12 protein-coding genes and 2 pseudogenes are annotated in these 24,116 nt (G+C 70.6%); 6 read left to right on the plus strand and 8 right to left on the minus strand.

From position 1 onward, the window contains the following. Positions 1–262: 262 nt before the first annotated feature. Complete coding sequence (locus ACWC2T_RS26525) at positions 263–2,881, minus strand: LamG-like jellyroll fold domain-containing protein (RefSeq protein WP_450672860.1); 2,619 nt, start codon at positions 2,879–2,881, stop codon at positions 263–265. A gap of 375 nt (positions 2,882–3,256) precedes the next feature. On the opposite strand from ACWC2T_RS26525, the gene ACWC2T_RS26530 reads away from it, so the two are divergent. Then, positions 3,257–7,366, plus strand: a complete 4,110-nt coding sequence (locus ACWC2T_RS26530; protein WP_450672861.1) for a beta-galactosidase — start codon at positions 3,257–3,259, stop codon at positions 7,364–7,366. A 61-nt stretch (positions 7,367–7,427) separates the two neighbouring features. Here ACWC2T_RS26530 and ACWC2T_RS26535 read toward each other — a convergent pair whose 3' ends face one another. The 4 genes from ACWC2T_RS26535 to ACWC2T_RS26550 all read right to left on the minus strand — a co-directional run bounded on the left by ACWC2T_RS26535 (position 7,428) and on the right by ACWC2T_RS26550 (position 11,441). Then, positions 7,428–7,865 (minus strand): hypothetical protein, encoded by a 438-nt coding sequence (locus ACWC2T_RS26535; protein ID WP_450672862.1) that lies wholly within the window; start codon positions 7,863–7,865, stop codon positions 7,428–7,430. A gap of 50 nt (positions 7,866–7,915) precedes the next feature. After that, positions 7,916–8,776: a heavy metal-binding domain-containing protein gene (locus tag ACWC2T_RS26540; protein WP_450672863.1), complete on the minus strand. Its 861-nt coding sequence runs from the start codon at positions 8,774–8,776 to the stop codon at positions 7,916–7,918. 13 nt (positions 8,777–8,789) lie between these two features. Then, complete coding sequence (locus tag ACWC2T_RS26545; RefSeq protein ID WP_450672864.1) at positions 8,790–9,737, minus strand: heavy metal-binding domain-containing protein; 948 nt, start codon at positions 9,735–9,737, stop codon at positions 8,790–8,792. 162 nt (positions 9,738–9,899) lie between these two features. After that, positions 9,900–11,441, minus strand: a complete 1,542-nt coding sequence (locus ACWC2T_RS26550; protein WP_450672865.1) for an AMP-binding protein — start codon at positions 11,439–11,441, stop codon at positions 9,900–9,902. A 429-nt stretch (positions 11,442–11,870) separates the two neighbouring features. Here ACWC2T_RS26550 and ACWC2T_RS26555 point away from each other — a divergent pair, with 429 nt between their 5' ends. Next, positions 11,871–14,810: a SpoIIE family protein phosphatase gene (locus tag ACWC2T_RS26555; RefSeq protein ID WP_450672866.1), complete on the plus strand. Its 2,940-nt coding sequence runs from the start codon at positions 11,871–11,873 to the stop codon at positions 14,808–14,810. A gap of 55 nt (positions 14,811–14,865) precedes the next feature. On the opposite strand, the gene ACWC2T_RS26560 is transcribed toward ACWC2T_RS26555, so the two are convergent. Further along, positions 14,866–16,452, minus strand: a complete 1,587-nt coding sequence (locus tag ACWC2T_RS26560; protein ID WP_450672867.1) for a Na+/H+ antiporter — start codon at positions 16,450–16,452, stop codon at positions 14,866–14,868. A gap of 626 nt (positions 16,453–17,078) precedes the next feature. Here ACWC2T_RS26560 and ACWC2T_RS26565 point away from each other — a divergent pair. Then, positions 17,079–18,287 carry an Ig-like domain-containing protein gene (locus tag ACWC2T_RS26565; RefSeq protein ID WP_450672868.1) on the plus strand — a complete coding sequence of 403 codons (1,209 nt, stop codon included), beginning with the start codon at positions 17,079–17,081 and terminating at the stop codon, positions 18,285–18,287. Positions 18,288–18,375: 88 nt separating this feature from the next. Here the strand turns inward: ACWC2T_RS26565 and pntB are convergent, their stop codons facing one another. Next, the gene (gene pntB / locus ACWC2T_RS26570) at positions 18,376–19,842 is read right to left on the minus strand and encodes a Re/Si-specific NAD(P)(+) transhydrogenase subunit beta (protein ID WP_450672869.1); all 1,467 of its coding nucleotides are present in this window, start codon (positions 19,840–19,842) and stop codon (positions 18,376–18,378) included. 6 nt (positions 19,843–19,848) lie between these two features. Further along, on the minus strand, positions 19,849–21,423 hold the full coding sequence (locus tag ACWC2T_RS26575; RefSeq protein ID WP_450672870.1) for a Re/Si-specific NAD(P)(+) transhydrogenase subunit alpha: 1,575 nt from the start codon (positions 21,421–21,423) through the stop codon (positions 19,849–19,851). Positions 21,424–21,681: 258 nt separating this feature from the next. Between ACWC2T_RS26575 and sufC the strand changes: the two genes are divergently transcribed. The 3 genes and pseudogenes from sufC to dmpG form a co-directional block, all read left to right on the plus strand. Then, positions 21,682–22,449, plus strand: a complete 768-nt coding sequence (gene sufC / locus ACWC2T_RS26580; RefSeq protein ID WP_450672871.1) for a Fe-S cluster assembly ATPase SufC — start codon at positions 21,682–21,684, stop codon at positions 22,447–22,449. Positions 22,450–22,736: 287 nt separating this feature from the next. Further along, positions 22,737–23,102: pseudogene (locus tag ACWC2T_RS26585) on the plus strand (sensor histidine kinase); the annotation flags it as partial. 68 nt (positions 23,103–23,170) lie between these two features. Next, positions 23,171–23,927: pseudogene (gene dmpG / locus ACWC2T_RS26590) on the plus strand (4-hydroxy-2-oxovalerate aldolase); the annotation flags it as partial. Positions 23,928–24,116: the final 189 nt, after the last annotated feature.

Raw genomic sequence — 24,116 nt, forward strand, 5'->3', positions numbered from 1 at the left:
TGGCCCGGTTTGCTCGTTTGGGGATAGACAGAGGAACAACGGGCGATGAGGGCAATCATCGCGAGTTCGAACATGTTAACGGAACGATGCCGGTGGGTTACGCGGACCTCCCGGGCAGAAGCCGGCCGTGAACTCGTCGAACTCCTCGTCTACGCGCCATCCGCGCAAGCGGCCGCCGGGGAACTGTCCGGCGCACCGATGCACCACGGGTCTGTTGCGCATCCGTTGCCCGACGCCCCGCAGGGCGTCGGGCAGTGAGCGATCAGGTCAGGGCGAGTTCCAGCACGGTGACCGAGAGCGGCGGCACCGTACTCGTGAAGGACGCCGCCGCGCCGGTGACCGTGCTCGTCCTGGGCACCAACGTGTCGGGCTGAGTCAGCGTGTTGGTGGTGGTGCGCGCGGGGCCGGTCAGGACCGTCGCGGTGGCCTGCCTCCTGACCCCCTTGGCCAGCCCCTTCAGTTCGACCGGCACGTTCACCTTCTCCGTCCCGCAGTTGACGACCGCGAGGTAGAGGCGGTTCCCGGACCGGGTGGCCACGGTGGCGAGACCGGGCAGCGCACGTGCGGTGGCCGGAAGCACCGTGTTGCCGATCCTGCTCGTCAGCATGTGCTGAGCCCAGTAGCTGGGCGACACATAGCTGGTGAGGTTGTCGTAGGCGATCAGGTTGGTGGCCCAGACGTTGTTCTTGACGTGTGAGAAGAGCGGCGCGTAACACTCCATGAGGACCTGGTCCGAGTTGCGGATCAGCCCGGCCAGCCAGGCGGCGTCGCCGAGCGCCGCGTTGAGGTCGGGGGTGGGGCGGCCCTCCTGCGCGGCCCACTCGCCGACGAACACCTTCGTCGAGGTGCGGTCCCGGTTGTCGTACTTGTGGGTGGAGGCCTGGGCGGCGGACGGCGCGAGGTAGTAGTGCTCGTCGATCAGGTCCGGTGTGCGGCTCGTCACGGACGTCGTGGCGATCAGCTTCAGATGCGGGTACTTCGCCTTGATCGCGTCGTGGAAGGCCGCGAACCGCTCGTCGTACGAGCCCGAGGTGTCGAACCAGTCCTCGTTGCCGATCTCCACGAACTCCAGCGGGAACGGCTCCGGATGTCCGTCGGCGGCACGTCGCGCGCCCCAGGTGCTGGTGACCGGACCGGTGACGTACTCGATCTCGTCCAGCGCGTCCTGGACGAACGGCTTCAGCGCGTCGCCGGTGACGTGATCGCCCTTGAGCGAGTAGCCGGCGTACACGGCGAGGACCGGCTGGGCGTGCAGGTCCTCGACCCATTGCAGGTATTCGAGAAGTCCGAGGCCGTCCGTGGACCAGTAGCCCCAGGCGTCGTCCCTGTGGCCGGGGCGCTCCCAGACCGGGCCGATGGTGTTCTTCCAGTTGAACCGTGTCGCGATGGTGTTGCCCTCGAGGAAGTTTCCGCCGGGGAAGCGCAGGAACTTCGGCTTCAGCGCGGCCAGTTTCTCCATCAGGTCGATGCGCAGGCCGTTGGGCCGGTTGCGATAGGTCGGCGGGAAGAGGGACACGTGCTGCAGCCACAGGGCCTCGCCCGCTGCGGCGGGGTCGGCCGTGGTCACGGTCAGCCGTGCGTCACCGGTCACGGGGGTGCGCGCACCGGTGCGCAGGGTCAGCTCGAAGGGGCGGCCCGGGAAGGCGGTGCCGATGTGGGGGATGTGGGCGGACGCGTACACCGTCGCACCGTCCGCCGACTCGATGGCCACCGTGAGCGGGCCGATGCGTCGCGACGCCTTGGCGAACAGCCGGGCGGTGTACGTGGTGCGGGGCCGCACCGGTATGCCCCAGAAGCCGTCGTTGGCCACACCGGCCCGGTTTCCGGCCCCCGTGCCGCTCGGCAGAACCACCTTGAGGGAACGGTTGAGCGCGGCGTTGAGCGGGGTGGTGGTGTCGAGCGCGAGGGACGTCCCGCCGACGGCCGACCAGTGGACGGGCGAGGTGTCGCTGGCCATCATCGAGCGGTTCTGCACCAGTTCGGCGTAGATGCCGCCCTCGCCGGAGTGGTTGATGTCCTCGAACATCAGACCGGGGAGGACGGGGGACACGGCGTGCGCGGGGTTGCCGACGTCCACGCTCAGCAGCGGCGTCGTGGTCTCCACCGGGACCCCGGCGAGGGCCGCGACCTGCTCGGAGGTGAGGGCGGACGGGAACATCCACACGTCGTCGATCAGCCCGTGCCACTGGTCGACGTGCCCGCCGCCGTAGAGCGCACGGCCTATGGCGGTGTCGCCGCTGCCGGCCCAGCCCGCGGTGTAGGCGGCCTCCCCCTCCAGCACGCCGTTGACGTAGAGGCGGATGACGCCGGCGGCCGGGTCACTGACGCCGACCAGGTGGGTCCAGGTGTCGGCGGTGGGCGCCGAAGCGGCGGCGGCGACCGCGGCGTTCTGGGTGGCGTCCGAGGCCAGCCGGGCGAAGGCGAAAGTGCCGGTGTCGTCGCGCAGCCCCAGGTAGAAGGAGCTGACGACCTTGCCGTCGATGCTGACGGCGGTCTGGTAGCCGCCGAGTTGGGCGGGGTTGACCCAGGCGCCCACCGAGAAGGCCCTGGAGGTGTCGAGGGCCGGCCCGGACGCCGTGGCGTTGCCGCCTGCCGTGAGGCTCAGGCTGTGGGCGCCTGCCTTGCCGGTGCCCCAGCCGGCCGCGCCCTGGAGCGTCACGGTACGACCGTTGCCGGAGGCGTCGGCGGCCGAGGTGCCGGAGCCCTCGTCGAAGGTCCAGTGGGCGGCTGCGGCGGGGAGGTCCGCGGCGGCGGCGCCTGCGGTGACGCCGGCGAGTTCGGCGGCCCCGGCGGGAGCGGCGGCGGCGAAGGTCCCGGCGAGGGAGGCGGCACCCAGGACGGTGAGAACGGTTCTGCGGGGCACTCCGGCTTCTGAGGGCATGCGGCTCATTCCTTTGTGACGGACCGTTGCATGGCCGATCTTGTTCGATATACCGGATGGCGGTCGGTACTTCGAGCAGCAGGGATCTTAGGGTGTCGGCCAGGCCCGTCAACACCCCTTGCACGGCACTGCTTTTCAGGCGGATCCCAGCCCACGTGACGCGACCGCGTCCAAGGTCTTGCGCTGCTGCCGTCGGCCCGCAACACTCCTCACGCCAACAGATTCGCACATAACTCAAAGCCCTGAAGCCGCAGTTCTGTTGCAATGGGTGGCATTCGGCGGGCGATCATCGTGCTGGAGGACCAGATGAAGGCTCATGGCTCGGGTCGCCGGGCAGTCAGACGTCGCTGTTCGATCGCTGCGACCATCGCCCTGGTGTGCGGGGTGGGCGCCGGTGCGCACCCCGCGGCGGGCGCCGTCACGACGTCCGCCGTCACGACGTCCGCCGTCAAGGCCTCCTCCGCCGCACCCGCCGCCGCGGCCTCACCCGCACCCCACTCGGTGACGTACGACGGCTACTCGTTCCTGATCGACGGGAAGCGGACGTACCTGTGGTCGGGAGAGTTCCACTACTTCCGGCTGCCCAGCCAGGCCCTCTGGCTCGACACGCTGCAGAAGATGAAGGCCGCGGGCTTCAACGCGGTGTCGCTCTACTTCGACTGGGGGTACCACTCCTCGGCGCCCGGCGTCTACGACTTCACCGGCGTACGCGACGTGGACAAACTCCTCGACATCGCCCATGACCTGGGCATCTATGTGATCGCCCGGCCGGGCCCGTACATCAACGCCGAGGTGGACGGAGGCGGCTTCCCCGGCTGGCTCTCCACCCGGGCCGGCAACACCCGCACCTCCGACCCGGAGTACCTGAAGTACAGCGACGAGTGGCAGACGCAGATCGACCGCATCATCAAACGCCACCAACTGACCGACGGCACCGGCTCGGTCATCGAGTACCAGGTGGAGAACGAGTACTACCACGGCTCGGCGGCCGGGCGTACGTACATGAAGCACCTGGAGGACAAGGCGAAGGCCGACGGCATCACGGTGCCGCTGGTCGGCAACAACAACGGCACCTTCAACTCCGGTGACGCCGCCCTGGACGTGGACGCCGCCGACTCCTATCCACAGGGCTTCAACTGCTCCGATCCCGGCAAGTGGAACGGCGTTCCCGACATCAGCTACGACCATGTGGCCGGAAAGCCGCTGGCGACCGCCGAGTTCCAGGGCGGTGCCTTCGACCCGTGGGGCGGCCCCGGCTACGACAAGTGCGCCCAGCTCATCAACGACCGGTTCGCGGACGTGTTCTACAAGCAGAACATCGCCGTCGGCGCGACCTCGCAGAGCTTCTACATGACCTACGGCGGCACCAACTGGGGCTGGCTGGGCATGCCGGAGAACTACACCTCCTACGACTACGGCGCCGCCATCCGCGAGACCCGCCAACTCGACCCGAAGTACGACCAGGACAAACTGATCGGCTACTTCACCCATGCCGTCAGCCCCCTCACCAAGACCGACGCGCTGCCCGCCACCCCCACCGACAACGCGAAGATCGTCGATACCGCGCGCGCCAACCCCGACACCGGAACGCAGTTCCACGTCCTGCGGCACGCCGACTCCACCGCCACCAGCAGCGACAGCGCCCATGTGACGATCGACCTCGGCGCCCACCCCGGCTACACCTACGACGACCCGGACAAGGCCCTCACGTACACCGGCACCTGGTCGCACGTCGGCGCGGAGCAGAACTACACCGGTGGCGACTACCAGCACACCGAATCGTTCTCGAACACCGCCGGCGACAGCGTGACCGTGCCCTTCACCGGCACCGGCGTGAAATGGATCAGCAACCTCGACACCAATCACGGCATTGCCGATGTCTACCTGGACGGCACCAAGGTCAAGACGGTCGACACCTACGGCGCCTCCAAGCAGAACCAGTACGTGGCGTACCGGGCGAGCGGCCTCGCCAAGGGACCGCACACCCTGAAGATCACCGTGACCGGAACCAAGGGCGCCGCCGCCTCCGGCACCTTCGTGACGGTCGACGCCATCGACGTGACCACCGGCTCCGCCGCGACGGCCCCCGCCTACACCGTCCCGCAGCAGCCCGGCACCGCCCTCACCCTGAACGGCCGTGAGTCCTCCGTCATCGTCGCGAACTACGACCTGGGCGCCACCCGCCTCCAGTACTCCACCTCGCAGCTGATGACCGACGCCACCATCGCCGGGCGTGACATCGCGGTGCTCTACGGCGACCACGGCTCGGACGGCGAGACGGTCCTGCACTACGCGTCCAGGCCGACGGTGACCTCCTCGGGCGGCAGCGTCGACTCCACCTGGGACCCGGCCACCGGCGACCTGCGCCTGAACTACCGGCACACCGGCCTGACCCGGGTCACCGTCACCGGCGGCAGCCACCCGCTGACCCTGCTGGTCGCCGACACCGCGACTGCCAAGACCTTCTGGCGGCAGGACACCCCACAGGGCCCGGTGCTGGTCCGGGGCACCCACCTGCTGCGCGGCGCGTCGTACTCCGCCACGACCGCCACGACCCTGAACCTCACCGGCGACACCGGCACGGACGGTTCGATCGAGGTCTTCTCGGCCGCCGACTCCCTGACCTGGAACGGCAAGCCGGTCCACACGAACGTCTCGGCGGGCGGCAGCCTCACCGGCACCGTGCCCACCGCCGCCCCCGTCACCCTGCCGGCCCTGACCGGCTGGAAGCACCGGCAGGAGTCCCCCGAGGCGCAGCCCGGCTTCGACGACTCCGCCTGGCAGGTCGCCGACCGGACCACCAGCCACAGCACCACACAGCCGGGCAGCCTCCCCGTGCTGTTCGCCGACGACTACGGCTTCCACACCGGCAGCACCTGGTACCGCGGCAGGTTCACCGGCACCGGCAAGGAGACCGGCATCACCCTGGCCACGCAGAGCGGCGGCAAGGCCGCGGCCTCCTCGGTCTGGCTCAACGGCACCTACCTCGGCAGCTCCACCACCGACGGCCAGAAGACCTACGACTTCCCGGCCGGAGCGGTCAGAGCCGGCGCCGACAACGTGATATCCGTGCTGACGGTCAACATGGGCCACGAGGAGGACTACGACGAGTCCAACGGCAACAAGGCCGCCCGCGGCCTGACCGGTGCGCTCCTCGACGGCAACCCGCTGAACACGGTCACCTGGCGACTGCAGGGCGTCCGCGGCGGTGAGACCCCCGTCGACACCGTACGCGGCCCGCTGGCCACCGGCGGCCTGTACGGCGAACGGGCCGGCTGGATGCTGCCCGGCTACCCCACCGGCAACTGGACCCCGACCACCCTGCCCGCCACCGACACCACCCCCGGCGTCTCCTGGTACACCACCGACGTCGCCCTGGACCTCCCCAAGGGTCAGGACACCTCGCTCGGCCTGACCATCACCGACGCCCCGTCCCGCAGGTACCGCGCCGAGATCTACGTCAACGGCTGGGACATGGGCAACTACGTCAACTACCTCGGCCCGCAGCACAGTTTCCCCGTGCCCGACGGCATCCTGAACCCGAACGGGAACAACCGGATAGCCATCGCCGTATGGAACCTGGACGGCTCCACCGGCGGCCTCGGCAAGGTCGCGCTGACCGACTACGGCAGCTACGCGTCCTCGCTGAGGGTCGCGCAGAACGACAGCCCGCGCTACGACCGGACGCGCTACGCGATGCCCGCCGCTCCGGGCGCGCACCTCACCCTGAACACGCCCGGGTCGGCCGGTGCCGGAGCGCACTTCACCGCCACCGCGACGTTCCGGGTGCCCGCCGGCGCACCCACGGCCTCCGGCGTGACGGCACACCTCGCCGCACCCGACGGCTGGACCGTCTCCCCGAAGCCCACGCCCAACACGGCTCGGCGGATCACGCCCGGCACCTCCGTCACCTTCTCCTGGGACGTCACCACCCCCGCCGACGTGGCGAAGACCAGCGCCCTGAAAGCCACCGCCGCGTTCGTCCAGCGCCACCGGTCCGCCGCCGTCACCGACGAACGGATCGTCGCCGCCGTCCCGCCCCCGCCGCCCTCCGGGACCGACCAGGTCAGCGACCTGCCGTTCCTGTCGGCCGCCAATGGCTGGGGCCCGGTCGAACGCGACCAGAGCGTCGGCGGCACCGCGGCGAACGACGGCACACCGCTCACCCTCGCCGGCACCGTCTACGCCAAGGGCCTGGGCACCAACTCGCCCAGCGACGTCATGGTCTACCTCGCCGGCCGCTGCAGCAGGTTCACCGCCACCGTGGGCGTCGACAAGGGCGACCCCGGCACCGTCACCTTCTCCGTCCTCCTCGACGGCAAGGTCCTCACCACCACCCCCGTCCTGAACGGCAGGTCGACGCCCCTCACCATCGATGTCCCGGTCACCGGCGGGCAGGTCCTCGACCTGTCGGTGGGGGACGGCGGCGACGGCAACGGCAACGACCACGGCGACTGGGCGAACCCCGTGCTGACCTGCGGTTGACCTCGAAAGGAGTGGGCCGGGTCCGGCCGCCGGCGGGCCGGTCGGTGCTCGGGCGGGGGCGTTACCGCCCGAGCACCAGCCGTTCAAGCGCCGCCCGTGCCCGCGCGTCGGACTGGGCACGGGCCGCGACCGCGAGTGCGAGCTCCCGCACCCACTCGTCGAGCGCGACCGGGCGCCGCGAGAGCACCACGCCGCGGACCTCCTTGCACACCTCGCCCTGGGGATGCCCGCCCGCCAGGTCGAGCACGAGACGCTGCTCGCCGAGGAAGACCTCGACCCGCTCGACGCGGCCGTCGCGCCCCGCGAGCCGGTCGGCCAGGCCCCGCTTGCGCTCGACGTCGACGGCACCCGGCGGCAGCGCCTCCGCGAGGGTCCCGGTGAGCACCTGGGCGTAGACCTCCAGGTCGGCGGCGTCCCTGCGCAGCGCGGCCGTCAGCAGGTCGATGGAGTCCGGTTCCCCGCCGGGTTCGAACGGGACGGGGTCGTGTGGCGAGGTCATCGCGGGGGCCTCTCGTGGTGGGGTCGATCCGGGTCTGCTGGGCCGGGCGCTCAGCCGTCCAGGCTGAGCACCATCGTCGGGCGCTCGATGACGTGGTCCTCGCGCAGCGGCCGCACCGCCGTGCCGATCGCGAAGAACTCGGTGGTGTGACCGCCCCAGCGGTGGTTGTGGGCGTTGAGCTGTACGCCGACGATGCCCTCCGCCCGCAGTTCCTCCGCCTCGTGCTGCATCCGCGCCATCGCCAGCTCCCGCGCGTCGTACAGCGCCTGCGTGAACTGCTCGATCTCCACGTTCTTGCCGATGTTGGAGAACATCTGCCCCATCCGCTGGTGCGCGATGTGGTAGACGCAGGTGCCCATCACCATGCCCAGGGGGGCGTAGCCGGCGCGGATGAGCGTCCAGAAGTCCTGGCCGTTGAGGTCCGAGGTGAACGGCTGGCCCTTGAGGTTGCGCCAGCTGCCGCCATGGCCGCCCGGCGCCGGGTGATCGGCCTTGACGGCGGTGCCGATCGCGATGAACTCCGCGATGTCGTTGCCGAATTCACGGGCCTCGACGCTCAGCCGCACGCCGACGATGCCGTCCGCGCCCAGCTGGGCCGCCTCCGCCTCCATCCGGGTCATCGCCAGCTCACGGGCGTGGTACATCGCCTGGCTGAGCGTCGTCAGCTCCTGGTTCTTGCCCCAGCGGCCCAGCTGGATGCCCACGTGGTAGATCGAACTGCCCAGGACGAGGCCGATGGGCCGGAATCCCGCCTCGCGGACCAGCAGGAACTCGTTGACCGACAGGTCGCTGGTGAAGATCGAACCCGGCTTGCCCGGCTGCAGTTCGGCGAGCCGCCGCATCGCGTCGGCCGGCACGCCCTGGGCGGACATGCCGTCAGAAGTGCCGTCGGCGGGGTTGAAGACGGTCATGAACGGGTTCCCCTCATCGCATGTCGGTGGCGGTGCTGCGCATGGTCCGCCGGCGTCGTTCCGGGTCGAGCGGCATCACGGTGAGTGTGCGGGGCGGCTGCCCGCGCACCGTGAAGCGGGCGACGGTGGTGCCCAGCAGCGTCGCCTCGGCCACGTGGTCCTCCTGGTCGTCGTTGCTCGTGCGCATGCACGGCTCGCCCCAGATGCGCAGACGGCCCGCGGAGAGGATCACGCCGTCGCCGCCGCGCCGTCCCGTCTGCGCCCACAGGTGCGCACGGGCGTCGGAGCGCACTGCCTGGACGAGCTCGCTCCAGCCGCTGACCTCGGTGTTGCTCCAGGAACGCGTCTGTGCGCGGACGCCGTAGTCGTCGTGGCGCACGCCGATGGACATCCCGTACAGCAGCTCCACCGGTACCCATCCCGCGGTCATCAGCTTCGCGAACGCCCCGCCGTCGAGGTGGCAGGTGAACGGCTGCGGCGCCCGTACCGCCCCGGCCGCGCGCACCGCGGTCCCGATCACCTTGAACTCCAGGCAGTTGGGCTGGGCCGTGAAGGGCGCCACGGTCAGCTGTGCCGCGACGACGCCGTCGCCGCCGAGGGCCGAGCACTCGGCGGTCATCCGGTCGAGGGCCGAGCGGCGCGCCCGGTCGAGCACCTCGACGAGCCCTGCGGACGGGGCGCCGCGTCCGGAGAGTGCCACGGGCGCGGGGCGACCGCCCCGGCCGAGGACATACCCCGCGCCGTCGTAGAAGCAGTCGTGATAGCCCCAGTACCGGCCGCTGCGGCCCACGTGGTAGACGGCCGAGCCCATGACCTGGCCCACCGGCTCGAACCCCACGGCGCGCAGCGCGGCGAACTCACCGGTGGACAGCGCCGAGGACCAAGTCCCGCTGCTGCGCACCTCCCCGATGCGCGCGGCTGCCGCCGGGGGCAGTCCGGCCCCCGTCCATTCCCCGCTCATGGACACCAACTTCCCGCTTCGGTCCTGCCCCAGGGCGCAACGACCCGAGTCTATGCCCGGCTTCTCGGGGCACACCCTCCGCGGTACACCTGGTGAAGGCCGTAGGAGGGTGATGAAGGCCGTACGAGGGTGACGGGGGCCGAACTGCTGTGAGACCAGCGGTCAGTTGACCTTCCGGTCCAGGCCGGACCAGTACGGCTCGCGGAGCTTGAACTTCTGGATCTTGCCGGTGGCCGTACGGGGGATGGCGTCGCGGAACTCGACACTCGTCGGCGCCTTGTAGCCGGCCATGCGCTGCTTGCAGTGGGCGATGATGTCGGCCCCGGTCGCCGTGGCCCCCTCGGCGAGCACCACGAGGGCCTTGATCGTCTCGCCCCATTTCTCGTCCGGCACCCCGATGACGGCGACCTCGGCGACCGCCGGGTGACTGAAGATGACGTCCTCCACCTCGATCGACGACACGTTTTCGCCACCGGTGATGATCACGTCCTTCTTGCGGTCGGAGATCGTCAGGTGGCCGTCGGACGCGTCGATCCTGCCGCCGTCGCCGGTGTGGAACCACCCGTCCTCCAGCGCCGCCGCGGTCTCCTGCGGCTTGTCCCAGTACCCGTCCAGCACGACGTTCGACCGGGCCAGGACCTCGCCGGTCTCGGAGATCTTCAGCCTGACTCCCAGCCCGGGCAGTCCGGCCCGGGACAGCTTGCGCGCCCGCTCCCCGGCGGGCAGTGACGCGTCCGCCGGCCTGGACCGGTTGAACGTGAGCAGCGGGGACGTCTCGGTCAGGCCGTAGATCTGCGTGAACTCCCAGCCCAGTTCCTCCCCCACCCGCTGGATCAGCGTGCTCGGCGGCGGAGCCCCCGCGCACACGATCCGTACCCGGTCACGGCCAGGGATCTCCCCCTGCCACGAAGCCGCCGCGTCCAGCACCGCCTTCCACACCGCCGGCGCGCCGCACATGAGCGTCACGCCGTGCCGGTCGACCCGGCGCAGGATCTCCGCGCCGTCGACCTTGCGCAGCACCACCTGCTTCACGCCCAGTCCGGCCATCACATACGGCATGCCCCAGCCGTTGCAGTGGAACATCGGCAGCGTGTGCAGGTAGACATCGCGCTCCCACGCCCTGGTGTGCAGCCCGAAGGTCATCCCGTTCACCCAGATGTTGCGGTGGGTGAGCTGCACCCCCTTCGGGCGGGCCGTGGTCCCTGAGGTGTAGTTGATCGTGGCGGTGGCGTCCTCGTCCGGGTCCGACCACGGGCGGGGGGCCACGCCGAACCGCATCAGCTCGGTCTCGGTCTGCTCCCCCAGGACGAACCGGTGGCGCGCCTTGACCCCGGACAGCGCCTCGTCCAGCTCCGGGTCGACGAGCAGCACCGACGAGCCGCTCTGCTGCACCACGTACTCGACCTCGTCGGGCCTCAGGCGGAAGTTGACCGGCACGCAGATGCGACCGCTCATCGGCACCGCGAACAACAGCTCCAGCAGCCGTGCCGAGTTGTGGCTGACCACCGCCACCCGCTCACCCTCACCCACGCCCAGCGCGTCCAGCCCCGCCTGCCAGGCCCGCACCCGCTCACCCAGCCGCCCGTACGTCGACTCCGGTACCGGCACCCCGGGCTGATCCGGCTCGTCCACCACACCGGTGTCGGAGGCGAAACCCAGCTCGGCCCGCTCGAGGAAGTCGGCGACCGTCATCGGAACACGCATGGCTCACTCTCCTGCACCCGGAACGACTGGTTCACACGGAAGCCCCGTGCTTGCCACCGGTCTACCCAGCCAGCCGCTCGAGCCGACCACGCCACCGCTCGCGCCCGCCGCGTCGAGCAGGCGGCCGACCGCTGCCACCGCTGACGGGCATGCCCCATGCTCACAGAAAGTTGAACCAATGCCACAGACAGTCGATCCATTGCGCAAACCGTAAAGGGCAGATTAAATCGCCTAAATTCGTCCGGATTAAGATGGATCCGGCGAATCAGATCGCTCGGTCCGCAACCGATCACATCCAGCCCAGCCGCCGAGCGGCGAGCGGAGGCGACAGTCGGCATGGTGAATCCCACAGGCAGCGATACGCAGGGCATCGGTGCGTCCATGCCCCGCACCCCCCGTCCGCTGCACCAGCCGGAGGGACTGCGAACCATGCAGACTGTGCGGCCCTTGGAGCGACACCGCATGCGCATGCGGCTGCTCGACGCCGTGGACGAAGAGCGGCGCGATGTCGAAGTGCTGCTGACCGCGCTCCAGCAGGCGGTGGCCGAGGTGCACGGCCTGGGCGGCATGGTGCACCTCCCGGGCGGCGGCATGAGCGGCGTCCTCTACCTGGTCGCCGACAGTGGCCTGCCGGAGTCGATGACCCGCCCCTGGCTGATCATCCCGGTACGGGGCACGGCGCCGCCCAGCAGGGCCGCCCTCGACAACACCGTCACCTGGCGGCCCGACCTGGCCCCGCCCGACCCGGTCCCCGGCCGGGACCCCGCCGCCCTGTGGCCCTCCGGGATCCCCGCCGGCATCGGTCACCTGGCCGTCCCCATTCCGGGCCGTGGCCGGCGACGCGGCGCGCTCTCCGTCCTCTTCGCCCCGGGCGCCGAGCCCGGCCCCTCGGAGCGCGCGTTTCTGAACGACGTGGCGGCCTGGATGTCCCGAAGGCTCAGGTCGTCCGGGATCCTCAATCCGTCCCCCACCCTGCTGCGCGCCCTGGAAAACGGCTCAGGACCGATGGAGGCTCCTCCGCAGCACGAGGAGGGGGTGCCCTCCATCGCGTACACCTGGGACCTGCGCACCGGCGAGCTGACCGCCGACGGGCCCGTCGAGGAGGTGCTGGTCGGCGTCGATCCGGATGTGATGTACGGCGGCATCGAGGCGTGGGCAGCGCTGATCCACCCGGACGACCTGCCGGCGGCGGTGGCCGGCTTCGACACGGGCATCCAGCTGCGCGGCGGCTTCCAGAACGAGTACCGGATCCGGCGCCAGGACGGCACCTACCTCTGGATCGAGGCCCGTGCCCGGACGATCACGGACGAGGAGGGGGTGCCGGTGAAGGTGCTCGGCACCCTCCGGGACAGCAGTGAAACGCACGCCGCCGCCGAGTCGGTGGGGCAGGCCCTGCGGCACATGAGCGACGGCTTCGTCTCCCTGGACACGGAGTGGCGCATCGGATTTCTCAATCAGGCCGCCGAGCGGCTCCTGGGCGCAGCGGGCGATGTGGCCGGAGCCCTGCTCTGGAACATTCCCGCGGTACGCGCCGTACCGGGGCTGGAGCAACAGTGCCGGGCCACGGCGGCCACGGGCCGGCCGGCCGGGTTCGACATACCGGGCCCGGACGGGACGTCCTGGTACCACCTGCGGCTGGTGCCGGTGCCGGAAGGCCTCACGCTCTACATCACCGACACCACCGAGCGGCATCTGCGGGAGGCCGAGCGGGCCGACGCGGAGCGGGCGTCCGCGGAGCGGGCGGCCCTGGTGCAGCGGATCACTCGGGAGCTGGCCGAGGCCGTCACGGCCCAGGACGTGATGGCGGCGGTGGCCGACGGCGTGATGACGCCCCTCGGGGCCACCGGGCTCGTCATGCTCGGCGTGGTCGGCGACCGGCTGACGGTGATCGGCTCCCGGGGATATGCGGAGCGCTTCACCCGGCTGCTGGACGGGCGCTGGGCCGTGCGGGACACCACGAATCCGGTGGGCGACGCCCTGCGCACCCGCACCCCCCTGTGCATCTCCTCCCCGGAGGAGTTCCTGAAGAGCTACCCGGGGACCGAGACCCTGGTCCGGGAGGGCGCGAAGCAGGCGTGGGCCTTTCTGCCCCTGGCGGTGTCGGGGCGCGAGATCGGCGCGGCGGTGATCTCCTTCGGCCGGCCACGGGTACTGGACCACGACGAACGAACGCTGCTCACCGCGCTCAGCGGACTGATCGCGCAGGCCCTGGAGCGAGCCGGGCTCTACGACGAGGCGACGACCCGGGCCCGTACCCTCCAGCGCAGCCTGCTGCCGCAGGCACTGCCGAAGCTGCCCGAGCTGACGACGGCGGCGCGCTACCAGCCGGCCAAGCAGGGAGCCGACGTCGGTGGTGACTGGTACGACGTGATCCCGCTCTCCGCGGCCCGGGTGGCACTCGTGATCGGCGATGTCATGGGCCACGGCATGGCCGAGGCCGCCACCATGGGCGGGCTCCGCACGGCCGTGCGCACCCTCTCGGAGCTGGAACTGCCGCCCGACGAAATCCTCGGCCACCTCAACGACATCGTCGGCGACCTCGGGAACGACGCCTTCGCGACCTGTCTGTACGGCATCTACGACCCGGTGAGCCGGCGTCTGTCGTACGCCAGCGCCGGCCAGCCGCCCCCGGCTGTCGCACACCCCGACGGCACCGTCGCCTTCCTGCCCATGACCCCGGACCCGCCCCTGGGGGTGGCCGCTCCGCCCTTCGAGACCCTCGAGACCGTACTGCCCGCCGGCAGCCTGCTCGCCCTCTACAGCGACGGTCTGGTCGAGAGCAAGGAGCGGGACGTCACCACGGGCATGAGCCACCTCGCCGAGCTCCTCTCGCGGTCCGTGCGCGCCATGCCGGCCTCCTCGGCGGACGCGTCCGACCTGGACGCTCTCTGCGCCGACCTCACTTCCGCACTCCTGCCCGTCCACGGCGCACTGAGCGATGACGCCGCCCTGCTGCTGGCCCGCGCCCACCCGCTGGACGCAAAGAATGTCGCCGAGTGGCCGTTGCCCGAGGATCCGGTGGCGGCAGGCCAGGCCCGCGACCTGGTCCGCGCCCAGCTCAGTGACTGGGACCTGGCGGACGAGGACCTGGTCATGACCACCGAACTGCTGGTCAGCGAGCTGGTCGGAAACGTGGTCCGGCACGCCTGTGGCCCCATCCGGCTGCGCATGCTCCGCAGCCGCGCACTGATCTGCGAGGTCTCCGACGCCAGCCTGACCACGCCGCACATCCGCCACACCTCCGCCACCGACGAGGGCGGCCGTGGCCTGCAGCTCATCTCCGCACTCTGCGAGCGCTGGGGCACCCGCCACACGCGCACCGGCAAGTCCATCTGGACCGAACAGCCCCTCCCCGTGCCCGGCCAGTGACCTGAGTCAGAGGTTCTTCGGCAGGAGGGGGCGACCGGGGTGGCGGGGCCGGCGGTCAGTCGCGGGGGCGGAGGCTGGCTTCTTCGAGGTCGAGTTCGTGCTGGATGCGGCGCCGGGTGGCGTTGCTGATCTTGTTCTCTTCGTAGAGGTGCTGGAGCTCGGCCGCCTCGATGGCGATGAGTGTTCGGCGAATCTCGCGGTAGGCGTCGGCAGGACGGGCGTCCGGGTCGCTGTAGTGGGCGTCTTCCACCTGGTGGATGCGCGCCTCAAGATGCCGACGGGCCTGTTTCAGGGCGGCCTGCGCGGCGGCACCCAGTTCGGCGAGCTCGTCCAGATCGCCCAACTGCTTGAGCTCTTCGAGAGCGGCATGGGCGATGTGCCGGCGGGTCCGCGCCTCCTCGCGAGCGGTGTGCTCCGGTTCCAGCGCGATGCCGGAGCGGCGGACGACCGGGGCCAGGGTGAAACCCTGGAAGACGAGGGTGAGCGCGACCGTCCCGGTGGTGAGCGTGAGAATTAGTGCCCGGTGCGGCAGCGGCGCCCCGGTGTGGGTGACCAGGGGGATGGAGAGCGCGGCCGCCAGCGGCATGACGCCCCGGGTTCCCGCCCAGGACAGGACGGCCGGAACACGCCAGGACAGACGGGTGTCGCCCATCCTGTGCCCGCCATGGATCAGGGCGGACAGCGGGAAGATCCACAGCAGGCGGATCGCCAGCAGAGTGAAGGCGATCACCGGCACCCACAGCGGCCAGCCGTGCTCGTCGCGCGCGAGATGGCGGACGGCGGAGGGGAGCTCGAGGCCGATCAGGGCGAAGACGACGCTCTCCAGCAGGAAGGTCACGGTGTCGTACACAGCGTGGACCTGGAGGCGGACGGAGGCGTTGCTGAGCTTGAGGCCGGTGCTGCCGAGGACGACCCCGGACACGATGACGGCGGTCACGCCCGAGGTGTGCGCCTCCTCCGCGATGACGTAGGAGGCGTAGGGAGTGACCAACGCGATGACGGTCTCCAGCATGGGGTCGTCGGTCCGCCTGCGGATCAGGGTCACCAGCGTGGCGACCGCGGCTCCCACGAGGGCTCCGCCGCCCGCGAGGGTCAGGAACTGCAGGGCGGTCCCGGACACGCTGATGGCGCTGCCGGTCACCGCGGTCACCACGGCGACCTTGTACAGGACCAGCGACGTGGCGTCGTTGAACAGGCTCTCCGCCTGCACCAGGGCCTGCACGCGCGGCGGGAGGGACAGACGCCGGCCGAGCGCGGTGACGGCCACGGGGTCGGTGCTGGCCAGGGCGGAGCCGAGGATGAGCGCGGTCGCGGCGGTGAGCGGAGTGAGGGCGGCGGCCACGTACCCGACGGCAAGGGCCGAGACGACGACCAGACCGAAGACCAGTCCGCTGACGGGCCGCCACACGGTGCGCAGGTCACGGACGGAGATTTCCCCGGCCGAGGCGTACAGCAGTGGGGGCAGCACCAGCACGTTGATCACCTGAGGCGGCAGACGCACCTCGGGAACCCAGGGCATCAGCCCCACGACCAGACCAGCGATCACGAGGAGTGACGGAGCGGGCAGGCTCCAGCGCCGGGCACCGGTCGCCACCGCCGTGGCCAGGACCACGAGCAGCAGGACAACGGTCAGGCCGGTCATGGATGGTTCCCAGTGGGTCGACGGTCAGTGTTCCTGGGCCGTGGGGCGGACCGTGATCTCGTTGACTGCAGCGTTGTTCCCGCGCGCCGTCCGGCCCCCGACCGAGCTGAGCACGTCCCACCGCGTGCAGCGGTCCACGGCGTCCGCGACGGCCCGTCGTGCCCGTGCCGCGTCTTCGAGGCCAGCGGTGAGCACGCCGCACGAGCCACCCCGATCACGGATCACGGCGGTACGGCGGGCGACCACTGCCCCAGCGGCGCCCTGCCGCGCCGGCGACAAGGCCGCTTCCGCGTGCCCGGCGTTCGGATCCCTCACACTCATGATCACCCTCACAGCTCATCCCGCCCGGGGCAGGCTGAGATGCCGCGAACCCCGCACCGCGGCCCACCGGCGAGGTCCCCCCTGCTCTTCGAAGCTTGCACCACACAGCCCAAGACCGCCTCCGCGCGGGTGGGCCCGGGTTCCGGCCCACCCGGCCGAACAGTGCTCGTGCCCGCCGCACCGACGCGTGGAATTCGCCACAATTCACTCCCTTCAGGCCGGATGAATGCATAAAGGTGGTTCTTTCAATCCGGTTGCGATGGGAGAAGCGTTTGATCACGGCACGTAAGCGACATACCGGGCTGATGGCTACGGCCGGCGTACTCGGCGGCGTACTCGCCGTCACGGCCTTCGGCGGGACCAGCAGCGCTGCGACCGGCCGCGCCGGCGCCGGGAGCCACCCGAAAGCGCAGGCACGGGTGGCTCAGGCGGCCGCCCAGGACGCTTCCGACGCCCGAATAAGGATCACGCCCGGGCAAGGTGCCTACGACATCGGGATCAACACCCCCGTCAACGTCACCGTCAGCAACGGCAGGCTCACCAAGGTGACCATGACCGCCGTCGCGACCGGTGCCGAGATTCCGGGCACCCTGTCCGCGGACGGCACGTCCTGGAAGCGGAACGGCGTGCTGGCGCGCGCGACCAGGTATCAGGTCGCCGCGGAGGCCGAGGACGCCAAGGGCCGCTCCGCCACCGGGAACGCCGCGATCACCACGGTCTCGCCGGCCAACGACTTCATCGGGCACCTCTCCCCCGAGGACGGCTCGACCGTCGGTGTGGGCATGCCGGTGACGGTCGGCTTCGACAAGCCGGTCGGCGACAAGGCCGCCGTGCAGTCGGAGATCCAGGTCAGCTCCAGCAGCGGCCAGCGGGTCGTCGGCCACTGGCTCAACGACGACCGCCTGGACTTCCGCCCCGAGAACTACTGGAAGCCCGGCTCCACGGTCACCGTCAGGCTCACCCGCCACAGCGTCCAGAAGACGGTCACGTTCACGATCGGCCGGAGCCAGATCAGCACCGTCGACGCCAAAACGAAGCAGATGACCGTCGTACGGGACGGCAGGACGATCAAGACCATCCCGATCTCGTCCGGCAGCGCCGAGCACCCGACGTACAACGGCCGGATGGTGATCTCCGAGAAGTTCCGGCACATCCACATGAACGGTGCGAGCGTCGGCCTCAAGACGAAGGACGGCAAGCCCGCCTACGACATCAAGGCCGTGCCGCACGCCATGCGCCTGACCGACTCGGGCACGTTCATCCACGGCAACTTCTGGGGTGCCGACTCGGTCTTCGGCAAGGTCAACACCAGCCACGGCTGCGTGGGCCTGAAGGACGTCATGGGTGGCGGCGACGGCAAGCAGCCCGCCGCCTGGTTCTTCGACCACTCGATGATCGGAGACGTCGTGGTCGTCAAGAACTCCGCGGACAAGGCCAGGCCGGCCCCGGACAACGGCCTCAGCGACTGGAACATGCCGTGGGCCGAGTGGATCTCGGGCAGCGCGACCGGCTGACGCCACGTCACTCCACGCGCCCAGGAACCCCTTCCGCCGGGCGGCGGCCGGCACCCTGTCGGCCGCCGCCTGCGGCGTCAGGGGCAGCTCACCGGCCGGCCACCGTCGTCTGACGCGCGACCGGAGCCGCCCCGTCGCCGCCGTCGGTGCCCAGCGCGCGCAGGATCTCCTCGACGCTCTGCTTGGCGTCGCCGAAGAGCATGCTGCTGTTCTCGCGGAAGAAGAGCGGGTTCTGCACGCCCGCGTAGCCGGAGGCCATGGAGCGTTTGAACACGATGACCTGCTCCGCCTCCCAGACCCGCAGCACCGGCATGCCGGCGATCGGACTGTCCGGGTCCTCGGTCGCGGCCGGGTTGACGGTGTCGTTCGCTCCGATGACCAGCACCACCGAGGTGTCGGCGAAGTCGTCGTTGATCTCGTCCATCTCCAGGACGATGTCGTACGGCACCTTCGCCTCCGCCAGCAGCACGTTCATGTGCCCCGGCAGCCGGCCGGCGACGGGATGGACGCCGAAGCGGACCTCGACGCCCCGTTCGCGCAGCCGGCGCGTCAGCTCCGCGACGGGGTGCTGGGCCTGGGCGACGGCCATGCCGTAACCGGGGGTGATGATCACCGAGCGGGCTCGGGTGAGCAGCTCGGCCGCCTCCGCGGCCCGTACCTCGCGGTGCTCGCCCTGCTCCTCCTCGCGGCCGGACGGCGCCTCGATGCCGAAACCGCCCGCGATGACGGAGAGGAACGACCGGTTCATCGCCTTGCACATGATGTAGGACAGGTAGGCGCCGGACGAACCCACCAGCGCGCCGGTGACGATGAGCAGGTTGTTGTCGAGCAGGAAGCCGGCCGCGGCCGCCGCCCAGCCCGAGTAGCTGTTCAGCATGGAGACGACGACCGGCATGTCGCCGCCGCCGATCGAGGCGACCAGGTGCCAGCCGAGCGCCAGCGCCAGCCCGGTCACGGCGATCATCAGGGGCAGGCTCGGGCGCACCGTGAACCAGACGGTCAGCGCGGCGAAGGCGCCGAGCGCGCCGAGGTTCAGCACGTTCTTGCCGGGCAGCATCAGCGGTCGTGACTCGATGCGGGCCGAGAGCTTCAGGAACGCGACGATCGAGCCGGTGAACGTGACGGCGCCGATGAAGATGCCGATGAACACCTCGGCGTGGTGGATGCCCAGCAGATCGGTGCCGATCCGGGTCTGCGCCGTGCCGTGCGCCTCCACCTCCAGGTAGCTGTTCCAGCCCACCAGCACCGCGGCGAGGCCGACGAAGCTGTGCAGGACCGCGATCAGTTCGGGCATCTGCGTCATCTCGACGCGGCGGGCGCGCCACAGGCCCATCACCGCGCCGAGCGCCATCGCCAGCACGATCAGGGCCACCGCTCCCGCGGTGATGCTCTGCGCCGCCACGACGACGGTGGCGACGAGAGCGAGGGCCATGCCGGCGATGCCGTAGCCGACGCCGGCGCGGGAGGTGCGGTGCTGGGACAGTCCGGCCAGGCTGAGGATGAACAACAGGGCGGCGACCAGGTCGGCCGCGTGGGAGGCCGTCATAGAGGTCATCTCGGGTCAGCCTTTCGAGAACATGGACAGCATGCGGCGGGTGACGGCGAAGCCTCCGAAGATGTTGATGCTCGTCAGCAGGACCGCCACGAAGGACAGCGCGGTGACGATCCTGCTCTCGTGTCCGATCTGCAGCAGGGCGCCGATCACGACGATCCCGGAGATCGCGTTGGTCACCGACATCAGCGGCGTGTGCAGCGCGTGGTGCACCTTGCCGATGACGTAGTAGCCGATCACCACTGCCAGGGCGAACACGGTGAAGTTTCCCGCGAGTTGGGTGGGTGCGAAGGCAACCAGCAGGAACATGGCGAGCATGCCGAGCCCGATCAGGCCGAAGCGCCGCGCCGGTGTCAGCTTCGGTTGCTCCGGCTGCTTCGGCGCGGACGCGGCGGGTGCCGCCACGGGCTGCGCGGCGGGTGTGGCGGGCGCGACCGAGACCGCGACGGGCGGCGGCGGCCAGGTGACCTCGCCGTCCCGCACCACGGTCACGGCCCGCTGTACGGCGTCGTCGAAGTCGACCGCCGGCTGTCCGTCCCTGCCGGGCGTGAGCAGCTTCAGCAGGTTCACCAGGTTGGTGCCGAACAACTGCGACGCCTGGGCCGGCAGCCGGGAGGCCAGGTCGGTGTAGCCGACGATGGTGACGCCGTTGTCGGTGACGACCGCACGCCCGGGCACGGTGCCCTCGACGTTGCCGCCCTGGGCGGCGGCCATGTCGACGATGACGCTGCCCGGCTTCATGACCGCCACGTCCCGGGCCGTCAGCAGGCGTGGCGCCGGCCGGCCCGGGATCAGCGCGGTGGTGATCACGATGTCCACGTCCGCGGCCTGCTCGTGGTAGAGCTCGGCGGCGGCACGGTCGTAGTCGGCCGAGGTCGCCTTGGCATAGCCGTCGGTGCTCGTCTCCTGGGCGACGTTCACCGGGAGGTACTCGCCGCCCAGCGACCTCACCTGGTCCGCGACCTCGGGCCGCGGGTCGGTCGCCCGCACGATCGCACCGAGGCTGGTGGCGGCGCCGATCGCCGCCAGACCGGCCACGCCCGCCCCGGCGACCAGCACCTTCGCCGGCGGCACCTTGCCCGCCGCGGTGACCTGGCCGGTGAAGAACCGGCCGAAGACGTGCGCGGCCTCGATGACGGCCCGGTAGCCGGCGATGTTCGCCATCGACGACAGCACGTCCATCGACTGCGCGCGCGAGATGCGCGGCACCGCGTCCAGCGCCAGTGCGGTCACCCCGGCATCGGCGAGCGTGCGGAGCAGTTCGGGCCTCTGTGCCGGCGCCAGCAGCGCGACCAGGGTCGCGCCCTGCCGTAGCCGGGTGATCTCCGCGTCGGAGGGTGCGTTCACTTTCAGGACGATGTCCGCGTCCCAGGCCTCGCCGATCTCGGCACCGGCATCGAGGTAGGCCTGGTCACTGAAGGCGGACGCGGCGCCGGCCTCGGACTCCACCACGACCTCGTAACCGAGGCCCAGCAGCTGGCGCACGGTCGCCGGGGTCGCCGCGACACGCGTCTCGCCGAAGACGGACTCGGCCACCACGCCGACGCGCTGGGGCGGGTGGTGCGCAGGTTGTTGTGCAGACATTTCTCGTGTTCTCTCCCGGGAGGAGGGCTTGACGGGCTATCCGCGATCACAGGGCGACCACCGGGCTCGTTCCCGTGGACGCCGGCCGTGGGAACCTACCCGTCAGGGCCGCCCCTGCCTACGCACATGGCAGGGGTGTGTTTCACTCGGCGGCCGCACAGCCATTCACCGGCGGCGCGTGCGGTCGGTCGGCGTCGCGCGGTGGCTCACGGCAGGCGCATGCTGGAGGTGGCGCCACGCATGCGCAGGGGAGAGCCGATGACGACACTCGAGATCCATGACCTGCACTGCTCGGTACAGACCGAGGCCGGGCCCCGGGAGATTCTGCACGGAGTGGACCTGACCGTGCACCAGGGGGAGACACACGCGATCATGGGCCCCAATGGCTCCGGCAAGACCACCCTGGCCTATTCGCTCGCAGGCCACCCCAAGTACCACGTCACCTCCGGCACGGTCACGCTGGACGGCGAGGACGTGCTGGCCATGAAGGTCGACCAACGCGCGCGTGCCGGGATGTTCCTCGCCATGCAGTACCCGGTCGAGGTTCCGGGCGTGTCCATGTCAAACTTTCTCCGCACCGCCGCCACCGCCGTACGCGGTGAAGCCCCCAAGCTGCGCACCTGGCTGAAGGAGGTACGGGAGGCGATGGAGCGGCTCCAGATCGACCCTTCCTTCGCGGAGCGGAACGTCAACGAAGGCTTCTCCGGGGGTGAGAAGAAGCGCCACGAGATCCTTCAGCTGGAACTCCTCCAGCCCAAGATCGCCATCCTGGACGAGACCGACTCCGGCCTGGACATCGACGCTCTGCGCATCGTCTCGGAGGGCGTCAACCGCGTGCGCGCCACCGGCCGGGTCGCCACCCTGCTGATCACCCACTACACGCGCATCCTGCGCTACATCCGCCCCGACCACGTCCATGTCTTCGCCGACGGCCACATCGTCGACTCCGGCGGTCCCGAACTCGCCGAACGCCTGGAGGAGGAGGGCTACGAGGCCTACGTGAAGGACGCCACGGGCAGCCGCTGACATCGCCGGCTGCGCGCGGGACCCACCTGTCGGGGGACCCACCCGCCGGGCGGCGGCTGACCGCGAGCCGCACGGGTCGGGATGCCGGTGCTTGTGAGAGCAGGGACGAGTGGGACAGATGAGCGGAATAATGGTCATCCGGCCCGCGAAGGGATGTGGCGCCTGTGCTCGCGCGGCAGCAGCGACGACGGTGGCCGAAGGCCCCGGGCGTTCGCAGGGGCAGGCTCTCGCAGCGGATCCTCGTCGCCCTGCTGGTGATCCTCAGTGTGACGAGCGTGATCGGCTTCGTGCTGTTCGCGCTGGCCCAGCGCAGCGCGCTGGACGTTCTCTACGAGCAGCGGGCGGCGGCGATCGCCCGGGTCGCCGCGAGCGATCCGCGGATCGTCGACGCGATGGCCGCGGGCGTTCCGCCCAGCCCCACCGGTGTGGTGCAGAGGGAGGCACAACGCATCGCGGGCGCCTCCGGTGCCTCGTACCCCGTCGTGATCGACCTGCATCGCGTCCGCCACTCCCATCCCCGTCCGCAGCTGATCGGCACGCAGATCTCCGAGCCGATCCTCGTCCGAGGCGGCGCGCCGTACATGCGGATCAACGACGGCTCCACCGGGCGCTCCGCCAACGGCATCGTCCCCCTCCACGACGCCGGGGGCCGCCTGCTGGGCGAGGTCTCGGCCGGGATTCCCGAAACACGGGTGGCTAGCGAGCTGTGGCGCCGCCGGGGGCCGCCATCGAGATCGCCCGCGGCGACGGGCTCGCCGGCTCCAGCGTCACCTACGGCGTCGGCGCGCACACCGACTGGGAGTAGATCGAGGCCGTCGCCGACGTCACCCACCACGCCGTACCCACCACGCTGTTGCTGGCCGGCATCGGCACGCTGCACGACCTGCGGCAGGCACACCGGATGGGCATCCGCTCGGTGCGCGTCGCCACCCACTGCACCGAGGCCGACATCGCCGCCCAGCACATCGCGGCCGCACGGGAGTTGGGCATGGATGTCGCCGGGTTCCTGATGATGTCCCACATGGCCGAGCCCGCAGAACTCGCCCGCCAGGCCAAGCTGATGGAGTCCTACGGCGCCCACTGCGTGTACGTCACCGACTCCGGCGGCCGCCTCACCATGGACGGTGTCCGCGACCGCTTCCGCGCCTACCGTGAAGTCCTCGACCCAGTCACGGAGTTGGGCATCCACGCCCACCACAACCTCGTCCTCGGCGCCGCCAACACCGTCGTCGCCGTCGAGCGGCACCGTGCGGGTCGACGCATCCCTCGCCGGTCAGGGCGCGGGCGCGGGCAACTGCCCCCTGGAGGCGTTCGTGGCGGTGGCCGACCTGATGGGCTGGGACCACGCCTGCGACCTCCTGTTCGCGCTGATGGACGCCGCCGACGTCCTCGTACGACCGCTGCAGGACCGCGAGACTCTCAGCCTCGGCCCCGCCGGCGTCTACTCCAGCTTCCTGCGCCACACGGAGACCACCTCCTGACAGGGCGACGACACACACCGACACACACATGGGTGAGCCCTGGCCGCATCGGCCGGGGCTCACGCGCGCGGTGTACTCCCGACGCGCCGCCCCACAAGGGGCCCGCGAGCCTCTCGGAATACCCCCCGGGGTACTTCTGTTAGCCTTGATGACAGATACCCCGGGGGGTAATCATCCGCGAAGGGA

Source organism: Streptomyces sp. NPDC001393 (assembly GCF_053597455.1).

What these genes read in the sequence shown, in the direction of transcription:
- pntB (WP_450672869.1), bottom strand. Translation starts at nt 19,842, where the DNA reads ATGACCTCTATGACGGCCTCCCACGCGGCCGACCTGGTCGCCGCCCTG.
- ACWC2T_RS26535 (WP_450672862.1), bottom strand. Translation starts at nt 7,865, where the DNA reads ATGACCTCGCCACACGACCCCGTCCCGTTCGAACCCGGCGGGGAACCG.
- ACWC2T_RS26540 (WP_450672863.1), bottom strand. Translation starts at nt 8,776, where the DNA reads ATGACCGTCTTCAACCCCGCCGACGGCACTTCTGACGGCATGTCCGCC.
- ACWC2T_RS26565 (WP_450672868.1), top strand. Translation starts at nt 17,079, where the DNA reads ATGGCTACGGCCGGCGTACTCGGCGGCGTACTCGCCGTCACGGCCTTC.
- sufC (WP_450672871.1), top strand. Translation starts at nt 21,682, where the DNA reads ATGACGACACTCGAGATCCATGACCTGCACTGCTCGGTACAGACCGAG.
- ACWC2T_RS26555 (WP_450672866.1), top strand. Translation starts at nt 11,871, where the DNA reads ATGCAGACTGTGCGGCCCTTGGAGCGACACCGCATGCGCATGCGGCTG.
- ACWC2T_RS26550 (WP_450672865.1), bottom strand. Translation starts at nt 11,441, where the DNA reads ATGCGTGTTCCGATGACGGTCGCCGACTTCCTCGAGCGGGCCGAGCTG.
- ACWC2T_RS26560 (WP_450672867.1), bottom strand. Translation starts at nt 16,452, where the DNA reads ATGACCGGCCTGACCGTTGTCCTGCTGCTCGTGGTCCTGGCCACGGCG.
- ACWC2T_RS26525 (WP_450672860.1), bottom strand. Translation starts at nt 2,881, where the DNA reads ATGCCCTCAGAAGCCGGAGTGCCCCGCAGAACCGTTCTCACCGTCCTG.
- ACWC2T_RS26575 (WP_450672870.1), bottom strand. Translation starts at nt 21,423, where the DNA reads ATGTCTGCACAACAACCTGCGCACCACCCGCCCCAGCGCGTCGGCGTG.
- ACWC2T_RS26545 (WP_450672864.1), bottom strand. Translation starts at nt 9,737, where the DNA reads ATGAGCGGGGAATGGACGGGGGCCGGACTGCCCCCGGCGGCAGCCGCG.